The sequence below is a fragment of the Streptomyces sp. NPDC006393 genome, assembly GCF_040628575.1.
Classification (GTDB): domain Bacteria; phylum Actinomycetota; class Actinomycetes; order Streptomycetales; family Streptomycetaceae; genus Streptomyces.
The window spans coordinates 52,638-75,070 of sequence record NZ_JBEXZD010000001.1 but is presented as its reverse complement, the minus strand read 5'-3'; the positions used below and the strand labels follow the sequence as shown (position 1 = coordinate 75,070).

The 22,433-nt window shown below is 74.7% G+C and carries 18 protein-coding genes; 9 read left to right on the top strand and 9 right to left on the bottom strand.

The features are described 5' to 3' along the window. Nucleotides 1-379: 379 nt before the first annotated feature. A complete protein-coding gene (locus tag ABZ484_RS00345) occupies nucleotides 380-3,508 on the bottom strand; it encodes a molecular chaperone Hsp90 (protein WP_358863637.1) in 3,129 nt (1,042 codons plus the stop codon). Nucleotides 3,509-3,673: 165 nt separating this feature from the next. After that, a complete protein-coding gene (locus ABZ484_RS00340; RefSeq protein WP_358863636.1) occupies nucleotides 3,674-4,600 on the bottom strand; it encodes a DUF3027 domain-containing protein in 927 nt (308 codons plus the stop codon). 346 nt (nucleotides 4,601-4,946) lie between these two features. On the opposite strand from ABZ484_RS00340, the gene ABZ484_RS00335 reads away from it, so the two are divergent. The 4 genes from ABZ484_RS00335 (at nucleotide 4,947) to ABZ484_RS00320 (ending at nucleotide 8,921) form a co-directional block, all read left to right on the top strand. Beyond that, entirely contained in the window at nucleotides 4,947-6,383 is a 1,437-nt protein-coding gene (locus ABZ484_RS00335; RefSeq protein ID WP_358863635.1) for an MFS transporter, read from the top strand. A 415-nt stretch (nucleotides 6,384-6,798) separates the two neighbouring features. Continuing rightward, nucleotides 6,799-7,266 (top strand): DUF2771 domain-containing protein, encoded by a 468-nt coding sequence (locus tag ABZ484_RS00330; protein ID WP_358863634.1) that lies wholly within the window; start codon nucleotides 6,799-6,801, stop codon nucleotides 7,264-7,266. Between the two features lie 16 nt (nucleotides 7,267-7,282). Next, complete coding sequence (locus ABZ484_RS00325) at nucleotides 7,283-8,077, top strand: futalosine hydrolase (protein ID WP_358863633.1); 795 nt, start codon at nucleotides 7,283-7,285, stop codon at nucleotides 8,075-8,077. Then, entirely contained in the window at nucleotides 8,067-8,921 is an 855-nt protein-coding gene (locus ABZ484_RS00320) for a 1,4-dihydroxy-6-naphthoate synthase (protein WP_358863632.1), read from the top strand. The genes ABZ484_RS00325 and ABZ484_RS00320 overlap by 11 nt, the downstream gene beginning before the upstream one ends. Before the next feature lie 61 nt (nucleotides 8,922-8,982). Here ABZ484_RS00320 and ABZ484_RS00315 read toward each other — a convergent pair whose 3' ends face one another. Then, on the bottom strand, nucleotides 8,983-9,366 hold the full coding sequence (locus tag ABZ484_RS00315) for a cold-shock protein (protein WP_030165033.1): 384 nt from the start codon (nucleotides 9,364-9,366) through the stop codon (nucleotides 8,983-8,985). Nucleotides 9,367-9,531: 165 nt separating this feature from the next. Here ABZ484_RS00315 and ABZ484_RS00310 point away from each other — a divergent pair, with 165 nt between their 5' ends. Further along, on the top strand, nucleotides 9,532-9,801 hold the full coding sequence (locus ABZ484_RS00310; protein WP_358863631.1) for a hypothetical protein: 270 nt from the start codon (nucleotides 9,532-9,534) through the stop codon (nucleotides 9,799-9,801). On the opposite strand, the gene ABZ484_RS00305 is transcribed toward ABZ484_RS00310, so the two are convergent. Together ABZ484_RS00305 and ABZ484_RS00300 are read right to left on the bottom strand one after the other, a co-directional pair. Beyond that, a complete protein-coding gene (locus ABZ484_RS00305) occupies nucleotides 9,759-10,448 on the bottom strand; it encodes a haloacid dehalogenase-like hydrolase (protein WP_358863630.1) in 690 nt (229 codons plus the stop codon). The genes ABZ484_RS00310 and ABZ484_RS00305 overlap by 43 nt on opposite strands. 300 nt (nucleotides 10,449-10,748) lie before the next feature. Then, the gene (locus ABZ484_RS00300) at nucleotides 10,749-11,792 is read right to left on the bottom strand and encodes a hypothetical protein (protein ID WP_358863629.1); all 1,044 of its coding nucleotides are present in this window, start codon (nucleotides 11,790-11,792) and stop codon (nucleotides 10,749-10,751) included. A 173-nt stretch (nucleotides 11,793-11,965) separates the two neighbouring features. Here ABZ484_RS00300 and ABZ484_RS00295 point away from each other — a divergent pair, with 173 nt between their 5' ends. Continuing rightward, a complete protein-coding gene (locus ABZ484_RS00295) occupies nucleotides 11,966-14,620 on the top strand; it encodes a helicase C-terminal domain-containing protein (protein WP_358863628.1) in 2,655 nt (884 codons plus the stop codon). An 86-nt stretch (nucleotides 14,621-14,706) separates the two neighbouring features. Then, the gene (locus tag ABZ484_RS00290) at nucleotides 14,707-16,350 is read left to right on the top strand and encodes a DNA repair helicase XPB (protein WP_358863627.1); all 1,644 of its coding nucleotides are present in this window, start codon (nucleotides 14,707-14,709) and stop codon (nucleotides 16,348-16,350) included. Here ABZ484_RS00290 and ABZ484_RS00285 read toward each other — a convergent pair. Continuing rightward, a complete protein-coding gene (locus ABZ484_RS00285; protein WP_358863626.1) occupies nucleotides 16,316-17,509 on the bottom strand; it encodes a glycosyltransferase 87 family protein in 1,194 nt (397 codons plus the stop codon). The genes ABZ484_RS00290 and ABZ484_RS00285 overlap by 35 nt on opposite strands. 17 nt (nucleotides 17,510-17,526) lie before the next feature. Next, nucleotides 17,527-17,721 carry a hypothetical protein gene (locus tag ABZ484_RS00280; protein ID WP_358863625.1) on the bottom strand — a complete coding sequence of 65 codons (195 nt, stop codon included), beginning with the start codon at nucleotides 17,719-17,721 and terminating at the stop codon, nucleotides 17,527-17,529. A 485-nt stretch (nucleotides 17,722-18,206) separates the two neighbouring features. Here ABZ484_RS00280 and ABZ484_RS00275 point away from each other — a divergent pair, with 485 nt between their 5' ends. Then, on the top strand, nucleotides 18,207-20,183 hold the full coding sequence (locus tag ABZ484_RS00275; RefSeq protein WP_358863761.1) for a UvrD-helicase domain-containing protein: 1,977 nt from the start codon (nucleotides 18,207-18,209) through the stop codon (nucleotides 20,181-20,183). 25 nt (nucleotides 20,184-20,208) lie between these two features. Here ABZ484_RS00275 and ABZ484_RS00270 read toward each other — a convergent pair whose 3' ends face one another. Both ABZ484_RS00270 and ABZ484_RS00265 read right to left on the bottom strand, forming a co-directional pair. Further along, entirely contained in the window at nucleotides 20,209-20,928 is a 720-nt protein-coding gene (locus tag ABZ484_RS00270; protein WP_358863624.1) for a copper homeostasis protein CutC, read from the bottom strand. An 89-nt stretch (nucleotides 20,929-21,017) separates the two neighbouring features. Next, a complete protein-coding gene (locus ABZ484_RS00265; RefSeq protein WP_358863623.1) occupies nucleotides 21,018-21,704 on the bottom strand; it encodes a maleylpyruvate isomerase family mycothiol-dependent enzyme in 687 nt (228 codons plus the stop codon). A gap of 47 nt (nucleotides 21,705-21,751) precedes the next feature. Between ABZ484_RS00265 and ABZ484_RS00260 the strand changes: the two genes are divergently transcribed. Next, a complete protein-coding gene (locus tag ABZ484_RS00260; protein ID WP_358863622.1) occupies nucleotides 21,752-22,405 on the top strand; it encodes a hypothetical protein in 654 nt (217 codons plus the stop codon). Nucleotides 22,406-22,433 lie beyond the last annotated feature (28 nt).

The following is a 22,433-nucleotide window of genomic DNA, read 5'->3' as shown; positions in this document are numbered from 1 at the left end:
GACCAGGACCCCAACCCCTGACCAGCACCCGGCCCCTGACCGGCGTCCGGCCCCTGACCAGCACCCGGCCCCTGACCGGCGTCCGACCTCTGCCCGGGACCCCAACCCCTGACCAGCACCCGACCCCTGACCGGCGTCCGACCTCTGCCCGAGGCCCGGCCCCTGACCAGGGCCCGACCCCTGACCGGCGTCCGGCCTCTGACCGGGACCCAACGCCTGACCAGCGCCCGACCCCTGACCGGGGCCCGACCTCTGCCCGGGACCCGGGCGCAGGGCCGCCGCCCTTAGAGGGACCACCCACTCACCGCAACCACTCCGATGCCCAGCCCGAACTCAGGGTCACCGCGACCACTCCGATGCCCAGCCCGAACCCAGGGTCTCAGTCGAACCAGCGGTCGCGGGCCAGTTCCTCCGTGCGGGTCGGGTCTTCCAGCAGGGCGGCCACCTCGAAGCGGCGGGGCCACTGGCGCGACGCCCAGGCGAGGCCGGCGGCGACGCCCTCCAGGGTGGCCGCGTGCAGGACGCCGTCGGAGGTGAGACGCCAGTCCAGCTCGGTGCCGTCGACGACGAGTTCCTCGTGCTCGACGTACGTGGCGGGCGTGCGCGGGCCGAGCAGCACCCGCACCGCGTCCGGCACGTCGTGCTCGGTGCCCTCGGAGTCCACGGACCCGGTGACGGACTCGCTCAGCCGCCGCACCTGGAACAGTTCGGCCAGCTCGGCGGCCCGTGACGGCCGTACCGGCAGCAGCGGGACGCCGGAGGTGAACGGCAGCAGGTCCGGGGAGTCGCACACCACGGCATCGGAGGCGTCCACGACCTCGACCCGCCCGTCGACCACGGCCCGCAGCTCGTCGGGCAGCGTCACCTGCTCCGGGTCCAGCTCGGCCAGCGCGCCGTAGAGCGCGTGCAGCTGCGTGGAGGTCACCGGCCGGCCGGGGTCGGCGAGCCGGTCGAGGAGTTCGGCGGCGCCGCCCGGCTCGTCGAGCAGCGCGGCGACGGACGTGCGCACGCCCAGCGCCCGCAGCACCTGCTCGTCGTCGAAGCCGGTGGCGTCGGCCTCGTCGTACAGGCCGCGCAGCAGCGGGTCGGAGCCGGCGGCGCGCAGGCCGGCCGGGCGGCGCCCGCCGAGCACCGGGTGCCCGCGCAACCACCACGCGGTGTACGGGCGCACGACCTCGTGGGTGCCGTCCGGCAGCAGGATCCGCACCGGCTGGACGAGCGCGTCCCGCAGCGGCGGCCGGGACAGCAGCGCCAGGGCCCGGGGCCACTGGTCGTCGTCGACGAGATCCAGGTCGCGCACGGCGACGATCTCGGTGGCCACCGGCGGCACCGGGGTGTCCGGAAAGCGGTCCAGGACGTCCTCGCACCACACGTCGACGGCGTCGAGCAGTCCGGGGTCGTCCGGTTCGGGGAAGTCGCCCTCGCGCGGCTCCAGTTCGTCCGGGTCGAGGACGACGTCCGTGGCCCGTACGAGCGCGAAGTCCACCAGGACGCCGCAGGCGGCCAGCGGCCGCTCGCCCCACTTCCCGGCCAGTTCCAGGTCCACCGCCGGGAGTTCGCCCTCGCGCATGACCCGCGCGAACGGGCCGCCGGGGAAGACCAGTTCGCCGGCCGGGGCGAGCTCGCCGTCCTCGTCGGGCAGGGCGAGCGCGCCGAGCCAGGGTTCGTCGCCGGGCTCCAGGCCCGCGTCCCGGACCAGGGTGAGCACCGTGTCGGCGAGTTCCTCGGCGTCCGGGGTGTCCTCGTCCCAGCCGCCGGCGTCCTCGTCGAGGGAGGCGGCGACCGCGGCCCGCACCTGCGGGGTGGTGAGCACCGCCCGCGGGGTCGCGGGCAGGGCGCCGAGCTTCTCCAGGACCGGGTGGGCGGCGTCGGGGTGGGCGACCTTCAGCCCGAGCCTGGCCAGTACCTCCGGGTCGGCCGGGGCGGCGTCCGGGGTCGGCAGCAGCACCTGGCGGGGCCCGATCGTCGTACGGCCGTCGGCGAGGGGAACGGGCAGTCCGGAGAGCCGGTCGGGGTCGACGCCCGCCAGGCTGTCGTACAGCCGCTGCCACCAGCCCGGTTCCTTCTCCAGGCCGGCCAGCCGGTCGATCGCGTCGGTCAGCGGCAGCCGGGCCACGCCCAGCGTGCGCAGTTCCACGCGCCGCTCCAGCCCGGCGGGCAGCAGGGTGGGCAGTACCTCGGCGAGGACGCGCACGGTGTCGGCGCCCGCGCCCTCGACGACCTCGGCGTCGCGGGGCCGCAGCGACTCGGGCAGGTCGGTCTCGTGCGCCCTGGGCGGTGCGGCGGGCGGCAGGAACGAGGTGCGTGCCAGCCGCTCGAGGACCGCCTGCCGCAGCGCGCCGTCCAGCTCGCCCTTGCCCAGCGGGCCGGGCACCAGGTCGATGACGCCCTCGGCCACCGGCCGCCACTCGGCGAGGAGACCGGCGTAGGCGTCGGCCGCGCGCTGCACCAGGAAGTCGGTGAGCGGTCCGGGCGCGGTGTGCCGGCGGGTGGTGTCCAGCGGGAACGACGCGATGAGCAGCGCCGGGACGCCCAGCGGCTCGTCGCTCGGGGTGGGCGCGTGCACCACGGGGCTGGTGCGCGGGCGGACCGGGTTGCCGTAGGCGTCGACGGGCACGGCCCAGGTGACCGACCAGCTGGGGCGCAGCCGCTCCTCCACCGGGCGGTCGGCGAGCAGGTCGGGCGTGAGGGGGCCGTGGGCGGAGGAGGTGCGCCAGTGGGTGACGCCGTCACGGCCGTCCTCGACGACGGTGAACGCGCCGTCGGTGCGCCGGCTCAGCGTGCGCGGGCCGTCGTCGCCGATCTCCACCACGACCTCGGCCAGCCCGGGCAGGGCGAGGAGCAGGGCGTCGTCGACGGCGTGCAGCAGCCGTTCGGCGAGGTCGGCGGCGGCCGTGTCGCGCAGCGGCAGGATGACGACCGTGTCGTAGGGGTCGGGGGCGGTGCCCTCGGCGGCGAACGGCAGCCGCAGCAGCGGTACGTGCCCGTCGCGGCGGCGGATCTCGTCGCCGAGGCCGGGGCTGTGCCGGGCGGTCTCCTCGGCCAGGTCGCGGGCCTCGGCCAGGGACCAGCGCACCCCGCCGTGCCGGCCGACCACCGCGGGCTCGTCGGTGACGGCGAGGACGGCGGCGAAGCCGACGCCGAAGCGGCCCACGGAGGGTGCCGCCGCGCCGGCGGTGTCCCGCTTGGCGGAGGCGCGCAGCGTCGACAGCGACTCCACACCGGTCGCGTCCAGCGGGGCGCCGGTGTTGGCGGCGAGGAGGACGCCGTCGCGCAGCGTGAGGCGCAGCCGGCCGGGCACGCCCGCGCGGGCGGCGGCGTCGGCGGCGTTCTGCGCCAGCTCGACCACGAGCCGGTCCCGGTAGCCGCCGAGGACCAGGTCCTCCTCGGCGTTGGCGTCCTCGCGGAACCGGGCCGGGCTGGCCGCCCAGGCGTCCAGCACGCCGCGCCGCAGACGCACGGTCCCGAACGGATCGCCTCCGGCGGACGGCTGCACCAACATGCTCACGTCGTTCATTCTCCTCACGAGAAAGCAGACCGTCCTGAGGGTGCCCCTATCGGGGAGTTCGAGGACGAGGCCGTCGAGGCCGACGGGGGTCTGGGGGCGGAGCCCCCGGGGACGCGAGCCACGACGCACCCGCGAAGACGCACCCGCGGAAGAAACGGACCGAGCCTACGAGTGCCCCAGCTCCGCCGCATCCTCGTCGGAGACGTCGGGCACCGAACCGGAGTCCTTGGCCGGCCGCAGCGGGAACGGATCCACCCGCGTCTCGTCGATCACCGGCGGGGCCGGCTGGGGCGGCTTCGGCATGACCGCGGCCTCGGAGTGCCCGCCGCAGCCGTAGGTCAGCGACACCATGTGCCCGTCGGCCGGCGAGAACTCGTTGGCGCACACCCCGAAGGCCTGCCCCAGGGAGCCGCCGATCGGCACCAGGAAGCCGCAGGTCACGCAGGACGCCGGGGCCGCCTGCGCCATCGGGGTCTTCGCGCCGTACGACTCCTCCCAGCGGTCGGCGGCGACATGCAGGCCGTAGCGGGACAGGACCCGGGCGCGGCGCATGCCCAGTTCCTCGGCGACCGCCGCGATGGAGCCGCGCGAGGGCGCCGCGGGCAGGTTCTTCGGCGGGCCGGCGGTGACCTCGGCGTCCTCGGCCTCCGCCAGTTCGGCCATGTCGCCGGAGACGGCGGCGTTCGGCAGGGGTTCGTCCTCGCCGGAGAAACCGGGCTCCAGGCGGAGGTCCTCGGCGTCGGTGGGCAGCAGGTCGCCGGGGCCCATGTCGCCGGGGCGCAGCCGCTCGCTCCACGGCACCCACTCGGGGGCCAGCAGCGCGTCGGGGCCGGGCAGCAGGACGGCCTCGTCCAGGGTGACGATCTTCGCGCGGGAGGCGCGGGCCACCGTCACCGCCCAGCGCCAGCCCCGGTAGCCGAACTCCTTGCACTCGAAGAAGTGTGTGACGACGCGGTCACCCTCGGAGACCAGGCCCACATGCTCGCCGACGACGCCGGGCGCGGCCGCCTCCTCGGCTGCGGCGCGGGCGAGGTCGACGGCCTCGGCGCACAGGCGGTCGGGGGTGCGGCTTCGCGTGCTCGCTGCGCTCACAGGTATCGCTTCTCTCCTACGCCGTCTTCCGGGTGCGCCGGCCTGAAGGCGGGCGGGGCGGGCGGAGCGGACCCGTGGACCGCGTCGACGTCCGCGCCCGATCGCGCTCGGGCGCACCTACGTCATCCATTCTGCGGTATGCACGTAAGGCGCGCGGCCGAGAACGTTCGCCACGGCGCGCTACGCACGCTACCTTCTCGCTGCCGCTGGGCCTACACCGGCGGTTGACTCGCCACCGGCCGACGAGCGGTTTCCGGGGGTTCGGGGCTGGGCCCGTCGGGGGCCGGTCGGCCCGATCCGTGCCGTAATGGCGCTACTTGCGGCCGTCTCGGGGCACTATGACGGGGTGGCAGCCGCGAGGACGCCTCAGGAGACCGCCGGGCTCGGTGAGCCGGAGGGGTTGAACGGGAGCAGCAGCCGGGGCAGTGGTTCGGGCCGGTTCGGCGGGTCCGTCCGCGCGGTCGGCCGTGCCCTGCGCCGTCCGGTCACGGCGACCGTCCGCGGCATCCGCCGGATCACCCACGCGCACGGCGCGGGCGAGTCCGGGCTGGGCAAGCTGATCGAGCTGCACGCGGTGAACGGCGCCGGGGACGTCATGGTCACCGTCGCGCTCGCCTCCACCGTCTTCTTCTCCGTCCCCACCGACGAGGCCCGCGGGCGGGTCGCGCTCTACCTCGCCATCACCATGGCGCCGTTCACGGTGCTCGCGCCGGTGATCGGCCCGCTGCTGGACCGGCTGCCGCACGGGCGGCGCGCCGCGATGGCCGCCGCGATGCTCGCCCGGGCGCTGCTCGCGCTGATCATCGCGGGCGCGGCGGCCAGCGGCAGCCTGGAGCTGTATCCGGCGGCGCTGGGCGTGCTGGTGGCGTCCAAGGCGTACGGGGTGGTCCGGAGCGCGGTCGTGCCACGGCTGCTGCCGCCGCGGTTCTCCCTGGTGAAGGCGAACTCGCGGGTGACGCTCGGGGGGCTGCTCGCCACCGGCGTGGCCGCGCCGGTCGGGGCGGGGCTGCATCTGCTCGGTCCCCGCTGGCCGCTCTACGGCGCGTTTGTGATCTTCGTCGCGGGGACGTTCCTGTCGTTCTCCCTGCCGCCGAAGGTCGACTCGGCCAAGGGGGAGGACCGGGCCCTGCTCTCGGCGGACGAGCAGCACCTGCACGGACCGCGCCGCAGGCCGCCCAGGCGGCCCGGGCTGCGCACCGTCGGCACGGCCGTCACGCACGCCCTCGCCGCCAACGCCGCCCTGCGCTGCCTGTCCGGCTTCCTGATCTTCTTCCTCGCCTTCCTGCTGCGGGAACATCCGCTGGCCGGCCAGAGCGCGGCGGTGTCACTGGGCATAGTGGGGGTCGCGGCGGGCGCGGGCAACGCGCTCGGCACGGCGGTCGGGGCGTGGCTGCGGTCGCGGGCCCCGGAGATCATCATCGTGACGGTCGTCGCGGTCGTGCTGGGCGCGGCGATCACGGCCGCGGTGCTCTTCGGCACCTTCCTGGTGACCTGTCTGGCCGCGATCGCCGGTTTCGGGCAGGCGCTGGCCAAGCTGTCCCTGGACGCGCTGATCCAGCGGGACGTGCCGGAGCTGGTGCGCACATCGGCGTTCGCCCGCTCCGAGACGCTTCTGCAGATGGCCTGGGTGTTCGGCGGGGCGATCGGCATCGTGCTACCCCTCAACGGGGTGCTGGGCCTGTCGGTGGGCGCCGCGATCGTCGCCGCCGGCTGGATCCCCACCGTCCGCGGCCTGCTGACCTCGGCCCGCCACAACAACACCCCCCACCCCAAGACGGCCTGACCACGCGGCGCCCGCCGCCCCAGGACGGCCCGACCGCGTGCGCCGCCCGCCGTAAGGCGATCCGATCGCGCGGCGCGCGGTGGCGCTCCGCCCGCCGGCCGCACGGCACCCCCCTCCATGCGAGCGGCTGCCGCCTTCCGGCCCACCGCGAGGTGCCCCGAGCCCGCGCGGCGCGATGGCACCCCACTCGCTCACCGCACCCCGCGGGCCGGCCTCCGACTTCCGCCCCCGCCAGGTGCCGCGACCCCGCATGCCGCCCGCCCCAGGCCGGCCCGACCGCGCGGCGCCCGACCGCCCCAGGACAGCCCGACCGTGCGGCAGCGGGTGTCGGTCCGTCCCGGTCGGGCCGGTCGGGGTGCGGCACGCCGTACCCCCGCGTGGCCGGGCGGCTGGAGGTGCCCGATAGCCTTCGGCCATGACCTCGCTGCAATCCGCTGTGCGACGCCGCCGCGCCGTCGCCGCCGCCGGCGCCGTATCCGCCGGACTGCTCGCCCTGTCGGCCTGCTCCAAGCCGACGCCGATCGCCACGATCACCGTCGGCGACGACTCGGTGCACTCGGAAGCCACCTGCTACAACGACGGCAAGGCGATCAACACCGCCGACCTGCCGAAGTGTCTGAAGTCGGACAAGACGATCAAGGTGGACCCCACCGAGACGGTCCGCTTCGGTGTCGACCCGGACATCGCGGACAAGGGCTGGACCATTCTGATGAACGGTCAGCCGCTGGTCGAGCCCACCAAGAAGACCTACCAGACCATCCCGGGCAGCGTGTTCTTCAACGCCCAGTACGGCGCCAGCGGCAACTCGACGTGGGTGGCCGTCGCGGAGGGCGAGAAGAGCACCACCGGCGTGTGGTCCTTCAAGCTGCAGAAGGACTCCTGACCGGGTCCTGCCCTCGGTGACCCCCGTACACGTCCTCGTCGCCACCGCCGTCCCGGCCGAACGGGACGCGGTGGCACTGGCGTTCCCCGGGCCGCCCGCGCAGGAGGTGCCGCTGCCCGGGGCGATGCTGCACCGGCTCGCGGGACCGGCCGGATCCGGCCGGTTCGACCTGCTCGCCGCCGGGGTCGGCCCGGCCCTCGCCGCCGCCTCCACCGCCGCCGCGCTCACCGCCGCCGCACTGACCGGTGGCCCGTACGATCTCGTCGTCTCCGCCGGTATCGCGGGCGGCTTCGTGCGGGACGCGACCTCCGGGGCGACCGCCGTGGCGACGCCCGGCGCGGCGTCCGGCACGGCGTCCGGCGCGCCCGTCGGGTCGCTCGTCGTCGCCGACGAGATCACCGCGGCCGACCTGGGCGCCGAGACCGGCGACGGTTTCCTGCCGGTGACCGAACTCGGCTTCGGCACCATCACGCACCGCCCACCCGAATCACTCGTACGGGCGATCGCGGCCGCGACCGGCGCCGCCACCGGCACCGTGCTGACCGTCTCGACCGTGACCGGCACCGCCGCCCGCGCCGGCGACCTGCGCGCCCGCCACCCCCGCGCCCTCGCCGAGGCCATGGAGGGCTTCGGCGTCGCCGAGGCGGCGGCGGCGCACGGCGTGCCCGTGCTGGAGCTGCGCGCGGTCTCCAACCCCGTGGGCCCGCGCGACCGCGCGGCCTGGCGGATCGGCGCCGCCCTGACCGCCCTGACCGAGGGCTTCGGGAAGATCGCCCCCGTACTGGAGAGTTGGAACCCCCATGAGCTCTGAGCACCGGCGACTGCGTATCGCCTACTCGCCCTGCCCCAACGACACCTTCGTCTTCGACGCCCTCGCCCACGGCCGCGTCCCGGACGCGCCCGCGCTGGACGTCACGTTCGCCGACATCGACATCACCAACGGCATGGCCGAGCGCGGCGAGTTCGACGTGCTGAAGGTGTCGTACGCCGTGCTGCCCTACGTCCTCGGCGAGTACGCGCTGCTGCCCTGCGGCGGCGCGCTGGGCCGGGGTTGCGGGCCGCTGGTGCTCACCCGCGAGCCGCAGGCCGAGCTGACGGGCCGTACGGTCGCCGTGCCGAGCGAGAGGTCGACGGCGTACCTGCTGTTCCGGCTGTGGGCGGCGGACACCGTCCCCGGCGGGGTCGGGGAGATCGTGGTCATGCCGTTCCACGAGATCATGCCGGCCGTACGGGACGGGAAGGTGGACGCCGGGCTGGTGATCCACGAGGCCCGCTTCACGTACCAGAACTACGGCCTGCACAAGCTCGCCGACATGGGCGAGCACTGGGAGGACACCACCGGCCTGCCGATCCCGCTCGGCGCGATCATCGCCAAGCGGTCCCTGGGCACCGAGACGCTGACCGGGCTCGCCGACTCGATCCGGGCGTCCGTGCGCGCCGCCTGGGACGACCCCGCGGCATCCCGGCCGTACGTCATGGAGCACGCCCAGGAGATGGACCCGGCCGTCGCCGACCAGCACATCGGCCTGTACGTCAACGAGTTCACCGCCGACCTCGGCCCCGACGGCTACGCGGCGATCCGCGGGCTGCTCACCCGCGCGGCGGCCGAGGGACTCCTTCCGCCCCTCGGCCCGGACGCGCTCGACTTCCCCTGAGGGCGGTTTCTTCCCCTGAGGGCGGATTCCCGGGGGCACCGAGGCGGTTCCCCCGAGCGGGTCACACGTCCAGCTGGTCGGCGACCGCGCGGAGCAGTCCGGCGACCTTCTTGCCTGAGGCCTTCTCGGGGTAGCGGCCGCGCTCCAGGGTCTGGCCGACGCTCTCCAGGAGCGTCGTCAGGTCCTGCACGATGGAGAGCAGCTCGTCCGGCTTCTTGCGCTGCGCGGCAGCGACCGAGGGGGCCGGTTCCAGGACCGTCACCGACAGCGCCTGGTCGCCGCGCTGTCCGGCGACCACGCCGAACTCCACGCGCTGTCCCGGCTTGAGCGTGTCCACTCCGGCGGGCAGGACCGAGGAATGGACGAAGACGTCACCGCCGTCGTCGCGGGAGAGGAAGCCGAAGCCCTTCTCGCTGTTGAACCACTTGACCTTGCCGGTGGGCACGTCTGTCCTCGTCCTCGTACTCGTCGGAAAACTGCATCGGAAAACGGCTCTGGATAACACTGGGGCGGGTCGCGCCCGACCCGCCGGTACCAAGGCTAATGGTCTTCGGGCGGGTGGCAAGACGTCGCCCGGTTGTTCCCTCGAGCTGGGAACTACCCTGGTCCGGTGCGTGACAAAACCCAAACGAATTCCGCCGCGGCCGGTGACGGGCTGATCCGTGCCGGTGCCATCGTGTTCTTCGTCGGTGCGGCGGCCACTCTGGTCACAGTGGCCCCGCTGTTCCTAGGGGCGAAGCCATTTCCGACCTACATGTTCGGACTGAGCATGCTCATGGGCGTCGGCTTCCTGCTCGCGGGTGCCGGGGTGCTGCGGTCGATCGCCGCGCAGCGCCGTCAGGCGCGCGGCGGGACCGGGTCCGCGGCCCCGTCGCGGTAGTCGGCACCGGCGCGCGCCTCCTCGGCCGAAAAGCGCGCGTCATAGTCCGAAAACCACTTCGGGAAGCCGGTCAGATCGGCGAGAACCACATCCGCGCCGGCCTCCCGCAGTTCCCGTTCGCCGCACGGCCCGGTGGCCACCGCCACCGACAGGGCACCGGCCGCCCGGGCACCCCGTACGTCGCCCACGTGATCGCCGACGTACGCCCGCGCGCCGTACTCGCGCAGCGCCTCGGCCTTCTGCTCCGCCCACAGGTCGCCGATCACCGCGTCCGGCTCGATGCCGAGGTGCTCCAGGTGCAGCTTGGCGTTCGGCTCGTACTTGGCGGTGACGACGATCGCCCGCCCGCCGGCCCGCCGTACGGCCGCGACCGCCTCACGGGCGCCGGGCAGGGTGAGTGTCGGGGCGACGGCGAACGACGGGTACATCTCGCGGTACAGATCGGCCATGGCCGCGACCCGCTCGGCCGGGAACCAGTTGATCAGCTCCTCCGCGAGCGGCGGGCCGAGCCGCGTGACCGCCAGGTCGGCGTCGATGTGGGTGCCGGTCCGCTCCGACAGCGCCAGGTAGCAGGCGCGGATGCCGGGGCGGGAGTCGATGAGGGTCATGTCGAGGTCGAAGCCGACGGTCAGCGGACGAGAAGTCATATGGGCCATTGTGCCCAGGGGGCATACGGGCGAGACGCCCGGCCGGTGTGACGTACAGCCGACTGCCGGCGGGCGGCCTTGGCACACCGGTGGCGTGCGGCCGGCACCGGTGACATGCGGCCGGCACCGGTGATGTGCGGCCGGCACCGGTGACGTGCGGCCGGCACCGGTGACGTGCGGCCGGCACCGGTGACGTGCGGTCGGCGCTGGTGACGTGGGGCCGGCACCGGTGGCGTGCGGCCGGTTCTGTCAGCGGCCTGGCCGGCGCCCGGCATGCCGGCGGCCGTCCGGCACCGTCGGCTACTGGCGCTTGCGCTGTGAGCGCCACAGCAGGAACAGCGCCGACAGCACGGCCGCGGCGCGCACCACCCACGGCCAGGTCTGGGCGATCGCGTCGTTCATGTGGCCCTGGGCGATGGGGGTGCCCCAGCGGTCGTTGCTGCGGCCCCACAGCCACAGCAGCCCGGCGGCGAGCGCCAGGCCGGGCAGGCCCATGACGGCCCACTTGGACTCGGCCGGGGTCAGGCGCCGCGAGCCGTAGGCGATGATCCAGCCCAGCAGCAGCGCGAACCAGTTGCCGAGCACGGCGCCGGCGAGCAGCAGCCCGGCGGCGATCAGGAGGAGCGGGTTGCTCCAGCCGCCGGTGCGCCGGGTCGGCAGGGCGAGGCGCCGGCGGCGGGCCGGGGACTCGGGGTCGGCCGCCGCCGCGTCCGTCTCCGCGACGGGGGCGGCCTCCGCCCGCGCAGGGTCCGCCTGCCGGGCGGGGTCCTTGCGCGGTGGGGGCTTGAGCAGGTCCGGGATCTCCACGCCGCCGACGAAGCCCGGCACGTCGTCGCCGATCCCGAAGGGGCTGTCGTCCGCGGTCCACCAGTCGGGGCGGGCCGTCGCGCCGCCGAGCTCGTCGGCGGTCGCCAGGTGCGGTGGGGAGGCGGCACCGGAGGGCGGCGGACTCGCCGGGGGCCGGGCGGGGCGTGGACGCGGCACGACGCGGCGCAGCCCCTTCGGCCGCCGCTCCTCCGCGTCGGGCGCCTCGGGCGCCCCGGTCTCGCGCTGCACGGGCACGGCGGTGGCGGGCGGCGCCTGCCGCGGGTGCGCTGTCCGCGCACGTGCGTCGCCGCTCGCGCCGACCGCAGCGACGATCTCGTCGGGGCTGCCGAGGCGGTCGAGGATGCGGCGCACGGCCGCGGGGCTGTCCACGGCGGCCCTGGCGCGGCACCGGTCGATCTCGTTGCGCAGCTCCGAGACCAGCCGCATCCGCGTCGCCGAGGACAGCTGCCGCTGCTGTGCGACGTCCCCGACGCGGCTCAGATACTCGTAGACGACCTGGTCGCTCTCGATCCCCACGGAACCCCTCCGGGGCGGCTGTCCTCGAACCCGTGGGGACGAAGGTACCGCGTGCGCCAGGGTCGTCGTAGCGGCTCGCGGGCGTGCCGCGCCGCCCGGCGCCGGGAACGGACGGGCGCCCCGCGGGCGCACGAGCGGTCGAGGCCGCCCACCCACCCGCTACCGTGGGTCGGATGAGCAGCGATGAGAAACCGGCGCCGGCCCCCCGCTCGCTCGCGGAGGCGCTTCGGGCGCGCGACGACGCCTCCCTGGCCGCGCTTCTGCGCAGCCGGCCCGATCTCATCACGCCGGTCCCGACGGATCTCACCCAGCTCGCCACCCGCGCGGGGACCCGCGCCTCGGTGGTGCGCGCCCTGGAGCGGCTGGACCGGTTCGCGCTCCAGACCGCGGAGGCGCTGGCGGTGGCCGGCGACCCGGCGACGTACCCGGAGCTGCTCGGCCTGATGGCCGGGGACGCCGGTGACCCCGCCGTCGCTGCCGCCCTGCCCCGGGCCGTCGCCACCCTGCGCGAGCAGGCCCTGGTCTGGGGCGGCGACGACCGGCTGCGCCTGGTGCGCACCGCCCGCGAACTGCTCGCGCCCTCGCCCCAGCACCCGTCGCCGACCGGGCTCGGACCGACCGTGCAGGAGGCGACGGCGGGCATGTCGCCGGGGCGCATCCAGGAGATCGTCGCCACCGCGGGACTGCCCTCGACCCACGACTCGGTCTCCGCCGTGGCCTCGCTGACCGCCCTGTTCACCGACCGCGAGCGGATGGCCGCGCTGCTCGCCGAGGTCCCGGCCGACTCCCTCGACGTGCTCGAACGGCTGGTGTGGGGGCCGCCCTACGGCCAGGTCACCGCCGACCCCGCGCTCCGGCTGCGGCTGCTGCTCGACCGGGGCCTGCTGCTGCCCACGGCGCCCGGCACGGTCGTCCTGCCCCGCGAGGTGGCCCTGCATCTGCGCGCGGGCCGGGCGCACCGCGCGCCCGAGCCGCTGCCGCCCGCCGTGGAGGCCGCCGCGACGCACCGTCCACAGGTTGTGGACGCGACGGCGGCCGGCCAGGCGTACACCGCGCTGGCCACCGTCGAGGAGCTGCTCAAGGACTGGGACGAGGGGGGGCCGAGCGTCCTGCGCGCGGGCGGTCTGAGCGTGCGCGACCTCAAGCGCACCGCGGTCGCCCTGGACGTCGCCGAACCGGTGGCCGCCTTCTGGGTGGAGCTCGCCTACGCGGCCGGACTGCTGGCCTCCGACGGAGAGGCGGACGAGCGGTACGCGGCGACCCCCGCCTACGACGAGTGGCTGGACCGGCCCCCCGCCGAGCGCTGGGCCCGGCTGGCCGAGACCTGGCTGACCGGGACGCGGACGCCGGGCCTGGTCGGCGGGCGGGACGCCAAGGACCGCACACTGTCCGCGCTCGGCCCGGGCCTGGACCGCTCGGCCGCGCCGGAGGTACGGCACCGGGTGCTGACCCTGCTCGCCGGGCTGCCGGAGGGAGCCGCGCCGTCGGCCGAGTCGGTGCTGGCCCGGCTGCGCTGGGAACGCCCGCTGCGCGGCCCACAGCGCGACCAGGAGCACGACCTGCGCGGCCGGCTCGCCCAGTGGACGCTGTCCGAGGCGGAGCAGCTGGGCGTCACCGGCCGGGGCGCGCTCTCCGCGCACGGGCGGGCGCTGCTGGGCGCGCCGCCGGCACCGGCCCCCGCGCAGCCTGTCCCCGCGCAACCGGGCCTCGCGCAACCGGCGCCCGCGCCACCGACGCCCGGGCGCAAGGCTCCTGAGCAGGAGGCCGCGCCCGTGGGCCGGGGCGGTCCCGGCGACAAGCTGCCGGTCCACCGGCACCACCCGTCCGCCGCGGTCCCCGATCCCCTGGCCGCCCGGGAGCCCCTCTCCCCCGCCGAGCAGGCCACCGCCACCGCCTCGGCGGCCCGGCTGCTCGCCCCGCTGCTGCCCGAGCCCCTGGACCATGTGCTGCTCCAGGCGGATCTGACGGCGGTGGCGCCCGGACCGCTGCAACGCCCGCTGGCCGAGACGCTGGGGGTGCTCGCGGACGTGGAGTCCAAGGGCGGCGCGACCGTGTACCGGTTCACCCCGGCCTCCGTACGCCGCGCCCTGGACGCCGGCCGGACCGCCGCCGACCTGCACGCCTTTCTCGCCGAGCACTCCCGCACACCGGTTCCGCAGCCGCTGGCCTACCTCGTCGACGACGTGGCCCGGCGCCACGGGCACCTGCGCGTCGGGGCCGCCTCGGCGTATGTGCGCTGCGACGACGACGCGCTGCTGAACGAGATCCTGGCCGACAAGCGGTCCGCCGGCCTGCGGCTGCGCCGCCTCGCGCCGACCCTGCTGGCCACCCAGGCCGACCCGGCCACGCTCCTGGAGGGCCTGCGCGCCATGGGCTACGCCCCGGCCGCCGAATCGGCGGAGGGCGACGTCCTGATCACCCGGGCCGACTCCTACCGCACCCCGCCGCGCACCGCTCCGGAGCCCGTCCCGGAGGGTCCGCCCACTCCGGACGCGACCTTGCTGTCGGCGGCGATCCGCGCGGTCCGGGCCGGCGACCTGGCCTCCACCGCCCCGCGCAAGCCGACCGCGGACCCGGTGGCGGGCGGCGAGCTGCCCCGCACCGGCGCCGCCGAGACCCTGGCCACGGTGCAGGCCGCCGTGCTCACCGGCGAGGCCCTGTGGATCGGGTACGTCAACGCCGAGGGCGCCGCCAGCCAGCGGGTCATCGCCCCGATCCGGGTCGAGGGCGGCTTCGTGACGGCGTACGACCACACCGCCGACGAGGTGCGGACCTATCCGCTGCACCGGATCACGGGGGTGGCCGAGCTCGCGGACGAGGGGTCCTGAAACCTCCCGTGCGACCGTCGTCACGGCCGTGATCGGCCGCCGGTAGGGCACACTGGACGTTTGGTCACACGGAAAGGGCGCTGCGCGTGAATGGTCCCCTGATCGTCCAGTCGGACAAGACCCTGCTGCTCGAGGTCGACCACGAGCGGGCCGACGAGTGCCGTCGCGCCATCGCGCCGTTCGCCGAGCTGGAGCGGGCGCCCGAGCACATCCACACCTACCGGGTCACCCCCCTCGGCCTGTGGAACGCGCGGGCCGCCGGGCACGACGCGGAGCAGGTCGTGGACGCGCTGGTGCAGTACAGCCGCTATCCGGTGCCGCACGCGCTGCTCGTCGACATCGCCGAGACGATGGACCGCTACGGCCGCCTGACCCTGACCAAGCACCCGGCGCACGGGCTGGTGCTGTCCACCACCGACCGGCCGGTGCTGGAGGAGGTGCTGAAGTCCAAGCGGATCGCCCCGCTGGTCGGGACGCGGATCGACCCGGACACCGTGGCCGTGCATCCGTCCGAGCGCGGTCAGATCAAGCAGGTGCTGCTGAAGCTGGGCTGGCCGGCCGAGGACCTGGCGGGCTACGTCGACGGCGAGGCGCACCCGATCGAGCTGCGCGAGGACGGCTGGGCGCTGAGGCCGTACCAGAAGCAGGCCGTGGAGAACTTCTGGCACGGCGGCAGCGGTGTCGTCGTCCTGCCCTGCGGGGCGGGCAAGACGCTGGTCGGCGCCGGGTCGATGGCGCAGGCCAAGTCCACCACCCTGATCCTGGTGACGAACACCGTCTCCGCCCGGCAGTGGAAGCACGAGCTGGTGAAGCGGACCTCGCTGACCGAGGACGAGATCGGCGAGTACAGCGGGACCAGGAAGGAGATCCGGCCCGTCACCATCGCCACGTACCAGGTCCTCACCACCAGGCGGAAGGGCGTCTACCCGCACCTGGAGCTGTTCGACTCCCGGGACTGGGGCCTGATCGTCTACGACGAGGTGCATCTGCTGCCCGCGCCGGTCTTCAAGTTCACCGCCGACCTCCAGGCGCGCCGCCGCCTCGGGCTGACCGCGACGCTCGTCCGGGAGGACGGCCGTGAGTCGGACGTGTTCTCGCTGATCGGCCCGAAGCGGTTCGACGCTCCGTGGAAGGAGATCGAGTCGCAGGGCTACATCGCGCCCGCCGACTGCGTCGAGGTCCGGGTGAACCTGACCGACTCCGAGCGGCTCGCCTACGCCACCGCCGAGACCGAGGAGAAGTACCGCTTCTGCGCGACCACCGACACCAAGCGGAAGGTCACCGAGGCGATCGTCCGCCGCTTCGCCGGGCAGCAGATCCTCGTCATCGGCCAGTACATCGACCAGCTGGACGAGCTGGGCGAGCACCTGAACGCCCCGGTGATCAAGGGTGAGACGTCCAACGCCCAGCGCGAGAAGCTCTTCGACGCCTTCCGCGAGGGAGAGATCAACGTGCTGGTGGTGTCGAAGGTGGCGAACTTCTCCATCGACCTGCCGGAGGCCACGGTCGCCATCCAGGTCTCGGGCACCTTCGGCTCCCGCCAGGAGGAGGCCCAGCGCCTCGGCCGGGTGCTGCGGCCCAAGGCCGACGGCCACCAGGCCCACTTCTACTCGGTGGTCGCCCGCGACACCATCGACCAGGACTTCGCCGCCCACCGCCAGCGCTTCCTGGCCGAACAGGGCTACGCCTACCGGATCATGGACGCGGACGAGCTGCTCGCGGAGAACTGAGCGAACGCCTCCCCTCCGGCGGCCCGGTCTCCCGGCGCCCCAGCACGGCCCACGCCAGGAGCGCGCAGGCCAGCAACGCGTACGGCGACGCCAGGGGCTGCTGCCACCACCGCAGGTGCAGGTCCCCGTCGCCGGCGCGGGGCACCAGCCACATCGTGCGGGCCGTGAAGCAGAGCACGGTGGCCACCGCCCAGGCGCGGTGGCCCTCGGCCAGGAGCACGGCGAGCAGCGGGACGCACCACACCCAGTGGTGGGACCAGCTGATCGGCGAGACGAGCAGGGCGGTCAGGCCCGTCAGCACCACGCCCCACCTCTCCCGCTGCTCCCGGCGGGCGGCCCACAGGCCCACGGCACCCGCCACGCACGCCGGGACCAGCCAGGCGGGTCCGGGCGCCGGATCGTGCAGTGCCCGGGCGATCAGTCCCTGGAGGGACTGGTTGTCGATGATCCATGGTTTCCCCACACGGTCGGTGTCGAGGACGAGGCGGGTCCAGTACTCGACGCTGGCCGCGGGCAGGACGAGCGCGCCGACGGCGACGGTCGCGGCGTACGCGGCCAGCGCCGTGACGGCCTCTCGCCGGCGCCCGCGCAGCAGCAGATAGACGACGAAGAGCCCCGGCGTGAGCTTGATCCCGGTCGCCACCCCGATCGCGGCCCCCTTCCCGCGCGCGCCGGGCGGCCGGGTGAGGTCCCACAGGACCAGACAGGCGAGCGCGAGGTTGATCTGCCCGAACACGAGGGTCTGGAAGACCGGTTCCAGCCAGAGGGCCAGGGCCGTCGCGGCGCACAGCAGTGCGGGACCGGGCCGGCGGCCCGCGAGCCGGGCGGACAGCTGGACGAGCCAGGCGAGCAGGAGCGCGTTGCCCGCGAGGAACGCCAGCTTCAGCGCCGGGGCCGCGAGCCATGCCACCGGCACGAACAGCAGGGCCGCGAACGGCGGATACGTGGCCGGCAGCCGCCCCACCGTGATCGTGAAGCCGTACAGGTCACGGCCGTGGACGACGGCCGCGCCCTCGGCCTGGTAGACCAGCGCGTCGGGCATGGGCACGCCCAGGACGGCGAGCAGGACCGCCAGGGCGGTGAAGGAGACGACGAGCAGGACGAGGGGGGTTGCCGCATGCGACCGGAGGGACCGGAAGGCGATCGTCCGTTCTGTCACGGACCGACCCTAATCGGTCACTTGCGACGTATGCCCGCTTCCTCGCCGTACTCCCCGAGGACGATCACATCGAGCGCGGCGCCCACGAACACCTTGACGGCGTGCAGGGCGTCGCCCAGACGGTGGTGACGGCTGAGATGACGGCCGCCCGGTACGGCCGGGCCGCCGGCCGGGCGTGCGGCGGGGGCTGGATGGATGGTTGCTGCGCTCATGGCTCCATGGTCGATCCCGGGACATGCGGCAGGCATCACTCCGCGGAGCCAACCTCGAAGCCTCCGCCTACCCCTCTGGAGGGAGCGCATCCCCTACACCCGCCGGACGGCGCCCCCTAGGGGGAGCGGAAATCGACCGGGGCCGAACAGGAAGATCGACCGGGGCAGAGCCAGCAGATCGACCGGGGCCGAGTAAACAGTTGGCATCCGCCTCTCCCGGCGACCTAGAATCTCCGCTCTTGCCCGCCTCCCCCCATGGAGTGCCGCCGACCGGACGGAAACCGGCCGGCAGATCCCGCAGCCGCACGGCACGGCCGTCCAGGCCCGGCCGCCTGTCCCGTAGGTCTTCCGGAGGCACCCCCTTGTCCACGCCCGCCGAACCCGCCGCGCACCCCGCCGACACCGGCCCGCGCCCGGCCGACACCGACGACCCCCTGGCTCGCGAGCGGTCCCACCTCGCCGCCTCCCGCTCCGCGCTGCGGGCCATGCGCGAGGACGTCGAGTCGCTCGACATCCGCGACGTCACCGCGAACTGGGTCAACGCCGAGGTCCTCGCCCACCAGATCGACGAGCGCATCAAGGCGCTCGCCGACCTCAGCGACACCCCGCTGTTCTTCGGCCGCCTCGACTACCTGCACGCACCCGGCGCGGAACAGGCGGAGGGCGCCGAGGGAGAGCGCTTCTACATCGGGCGGCGGCATGTGCACGACGCCGACGGCGACCCCATGGTCATCGACTGGCGCGCACCGGTCTCCCAGCCGTTCTACCGGGCGTCCAAGAAGGACCCGATGGACGTCGCGCTGCGCCGCCGCTTCGGCTACACCGGCGGCGACCTCACCGCGTACGAGGACGAGCACCTGTCCGACCCCGCCGAGGCGGCCACCGCCAGCAAGCTGCTCCAGCAGGAGATCGAGCGCCCGCGCGTCGGTCCGATGCGCGACATCGTCGCGACCATCCAGCCCGAGCAGGACGAGATCGTACGGTCCGGGCTGGGCGGCACGGTCTGCGTGCAGGGCGGCCCCGGCACCGGAAAGACCGCCGTCGGTCTGCACCGGGTCGCCTACCTCCTCTACGCCCACCGTGAGCGGCTGGCCCGCACCGGCACGCTCGTCATCGGCCCGAACAAGTCCTTCCTGCACTACATCGAGCAGGTGCTGCCCGCACTCGGCGAGCTGACGGTACGGCAGGCGACCGTCGACGACCTGGTCGCCCACGTGGAGGTGCGGGGCACGGACGACGCGCCGGCCGCGATCGTCAAGGGCGACGCCCGCATGGCTCAGGTGCTGCGCAGGGCCGTGTACGCGCACGTCACGATGCCCACCGAGCCGGTCGTGGTGGTGCGCGGCTCGCGCCGCTGGCGGGTCCCGGCGTACGAACTGGAGGATCTCGTCCGCGAGTTGCTGGACCGGGGCATCCGCTACGGCGCGGCCCGCGAGGCCCTGCCGCAGCGGATCGCGCACGCGGTGCTGGTGCAGATGGAGCGGGCGGGCGAGGCACCGGACGACCGGGTGCAGGACGCGGTCGCCCGCAACGCGGCGGTGAAGGCGGCCGTCAAGGCGGTCTGGCCGGCCGTCGACCCCGCCAAGCTGGTGCTGAGGCTGCTGACGGACGCGGACTTCCTCGCCGCGCACGCCGAGGGCATCCTCACCGAGGAGGAGCGGAAGACGATCCTGTGGGCCAGGCCCGTGCGGTCGGTGCGGTCGGCGAAGTGGTCGGCGGCCGACGCCGTCCTGATCGACGAGGCCGCCGACCTCGTCGAGCGCACCCACTCCCTCGGCCATGTGGTCCTCGACGAGGCGCAGGACCTGTCCCCCATGCAGTACCGGGCGGTCGGCCGGCGGTGCAGCACCGGTTCCGCGACCGTCCTGGGCGACCTGGCGCAGGGCACCACGCCGTGGGCGACCCGCACCTGGGAGGAGGCGCTGGCGCACCTCGGCAAGTCCGAGGGGGTCGTCGAGGAGCTGACGGCCGGTTTCCGCGTGCCGACGGACGTCATCACCTACGCCTCCCGTCTGCTGCCGCACATCGCGCCCGGCCTGACGCCGGTGGCGTCGGTCCGTGAGAACCCCGGCTTCTTCGAGATCCGTCCCACCGGGGCGGACGCGGCCGGTGACGCCGACGTGGTCGCCGCCTGCGCGGAGCTGCTGGGCAACGAGGGCTCGATCGGCCTGATCGCCGCCGACGCCCGCGTCCCGGCCCTCGCCGAGGCGCTGACGGCGGCCGGACTGACGTATCTGTCCCCCGGCCAGGAGACGACGGCCGAGACCCGTCTCACCCTGGTCCCGGCCTCGCTCGCCAAGGGCCTGGAGTACGACTACGTGGTCCTGGACGAGCCGCAGGCCGTGGTCGACGGCGAACCCGACGAACGCACCGGCCTGCGCCGCCTGTACGTGGCCCTGACCCGAGCGGTCTCGGGCCTGATCGTCACCCACCAGGCGGCGCTCCCGCCCCAGCTGGCCTGACCGTCGGGCGCGGGCACGGACCCGCTCAGACGGCGGACCCGACGGTCTCCGCGTCCAGCACCGTGCGCCACTGCGCGACCGCGTCCACCGAGACCGGACCGGCCCAGCCGTCCGGGCGGGCCGCGCCGCCGATGTGGAAGGCGTCGATACCGGCGGCCCGCAGGGCGGGCACGTGGTCCAGGCGCAGGCCGCCGCCCACCATGATCCGCTGCTCGTAGCCGGGCTGGCCGCCGAGCGCCGCCTCCGCGACCAGGGTGGGCAGGCCGTCGTCCACACCGCCGGCCGCGCCGGCGGTCAGGTACGTGTCGAGACCGGGCAGCCCGTCCAGCTGCTTGCGCAGCGCGTCGCGGTCGGCGGCCCGGTCGATGGCCCGGTGGAAGGTCCAGGGGCAGCCGTCCAGTTCGGCGACCACCCGCTCCACGGCCCCCAGGTCCACCGCGCCGTCCGCGTCGAGGAACCCGAGCACGAACTCGTCGGCCCCGGCCGCCCGCAGCTCCCCGACGACCCCGGCCAGCCTGTCCACGCCCCCGGCACCGCCCGCGGCGAACCCGTCCGCGAGCCGCACCATCACGCGCAGCGAGATGTCGACGGCGGCGCGGATCCCGGTGACGGTGTCGAGCGACGGAGTGAGCCCGTCGGCCGCCATGTCGGTGACCAGCTCGAGGCGGTCCGCGCCTCCGGCCTGGGCGGCGACCGCGTCCTCGACATCGAGGGCGATCACCTCCAGGACTGTACGCATGCTCATAGGAACCCTTTCCTCGGTTTCCCCTGGGGCTTGACAGGTCTAGTCCAATATCAGGGTACGCCGGATGGGGTCCACGGCCGACAACCGCCTCACCCGAAGATGTTCAGCTCCGCCCTCTCGGCGCCCGCGAGCTCGTACCCCGCGCCGTCCCCGGCCCGCGGAACCGGCCGGCCCGCGTAGAGCCGTACGAGGGTGGCGGCGTCGCCGATGTAACGGGCGGGGGGCCGCTCACCGCTCACGTCACCGAACCGCAGCGGCTCGTCCATGTCGTCCAGGTCGGCGTGGAGCGGCAGGTGCGCCTTCTCGCGGGTGACCCGTACGAGCAGCGGAAGGGCGTACGACAGCCCCGCGCCGGCGTACGCCCCCGGCGCGCCGAAGGTGTCGCGCACATCACCGGCGTGCACCCACTCGCCGAGCGCGACCATGTCCAGCACCCCGCCGGCCTCGGCGATCACCGGACCCGCCTCGGTCATCCCGCGCTCCAGCTCGTCCACCACCCGCGCGTTCGTCCAGCCGGCCCGCTCGGCGATGTCCCGCTCGTTGGACTCCGGCGAGAACACCCCCTTCTCGAACCGGCTCTCCACCACCCTCATCAGCGCGGCGGAACAGTGCGCGAGCACGTCCCGCACCGTCCACCCCGGACACGCGGCGGTCGGCAGCGCGAAGTCCGCCTCCGACCGCGCCCGCAACAGCGGGATCAACGCGTCCCGCTCCATGGTCAGCAGCCGCCCGGGCAGCTCGGGGTCCCGTACCTCGTGCAGATCGGCAGAAGTCATGCCGTCCACGCTAGGGGTCTTGGCCCCCGCGACGGGAGAATGAAGCCATGGCCGATCACGCCGATCTCGACGCGCTGCGCTCCCGCTGGACCCGTGCCCTGGAGGGTGCCCGGGGGCCCGGCGGGGGCCCGGACCCGGTGCCGTACGCCGACAACCTGCTCGCCCGCTGGCAGGAGCCGCAGCGGCACTACCACACGCTCACGCATCTGACCGCCGTCCTGGAGCACGTGGACGTACTGGAGGAGTACGCCGCCGACCCGGACACGGTCCGGCTGGCGGCCTGGTTCCACGACGCCGTCTACCTGCCGGAGCGCTCCGAGAACGAGGAGCGCTCCGCCCGCCTGGCCGAACGCGCGCTCCCGGAAGCGGGGGTGCCGGAGGCGAAGACCGCGGAGGTGGCCCGGCTGGTCCGCCTCACCGTCACCCACGACCCGGCCGACGACGACCCCGACGGCCAGGTCCTGTGCGACGCCGACCTGGCGATCCTGGCCTCGGCCCCGTCCGGATACGCCGCCTACGCCGCCGCCGTCCGCGAGGAGTACCACTTCGTCCCGAACGACGCCTTCCGCGAGGGCCGGGCCGCCGTCCTGCGCCAACTCCTCGCGCTGCCCCACCTGTTCCGCACCCCGTACGCGCAACGGCACTGGGAGGCGACGGCCCGCTACAACATCACCTCCGAACTGGAAATGCTGTCGCTCTGAGGCCGTCTTCGCGCCTACCCTGCGCCGT

What these genes read in the sequence shown, in the direction of transcription:
- ABZ484_RS00330 (WP_358863634.1), top strand. Translation starts at nt 6,799, where the DNA reads ATGACCTCGCTGCAATCCGCTGTGCGACGCCGCCGCGCCGTCGCCGCC.
- ABZ484_RS00320 (WP_358863632.1), top strand. Translation starts at nt 8,067, where the DNA reads ATGAGCTCTGAGCACCGGCGACTGCGTATCGCCTACTCGCCCTGCCCC.
- ABZ484_RS00305 (WP_358863630.1), bottom strand. Translation starts at nt 10,448, where the DNA reads ATGACTTCTCGTCCGCTGACCGTCGGCTTCGACCTCGACATGACCCTC.
- ABZ484_RS00295 (WP_358863628.1), top strand. Translation starts at nt 11,966, where the DNA reads ATGAGCAGCGATGAGAAACCGGCGCCGGCCCCCCGCTCGCTCGCGGAG.
- ABZ484_RS00280 (WP_358863625.1), bottom strand. Translation starts at nt 17,721, where the DNA reads ATGAGCGCAGCAACCATCCATCCAGCCCCCGCCGCACGCCCGGCCGGC.
- ABZ484_RS00275 (WP_358863761.1), top strand. Translation starts at nt 18,207, where the DNA reads ATGCGCGAGGACGTCGAGTCGCTCGACATCCGCGACGTCACCGCGAAC.
- ABZ484_RS00270 (WP_358863624.1), bottom strand. Translation starts at nt 20,928, where the DNA reads ATGAGCATGCGTACAGTCCTGGAGGTGATCGCCCTCGATGTCGAGGAC.
- ABZ484_RS00265 (WP_358863623.1), bottom strand. Translation starts at nt 21,704, where the DNA reads ATGACTTCTGCCGATCTGCACGAGGTACGGGACCCCGAGCTGCCCGGG.
- ABZ484_RS00260 (WP_358863622.1), top strand. Translation starts at nt 21,752, where the DNA reads ATGGCCGATCACGCCGATCTCGACGCGCTGCGCTCCCGCTGGACCCGT.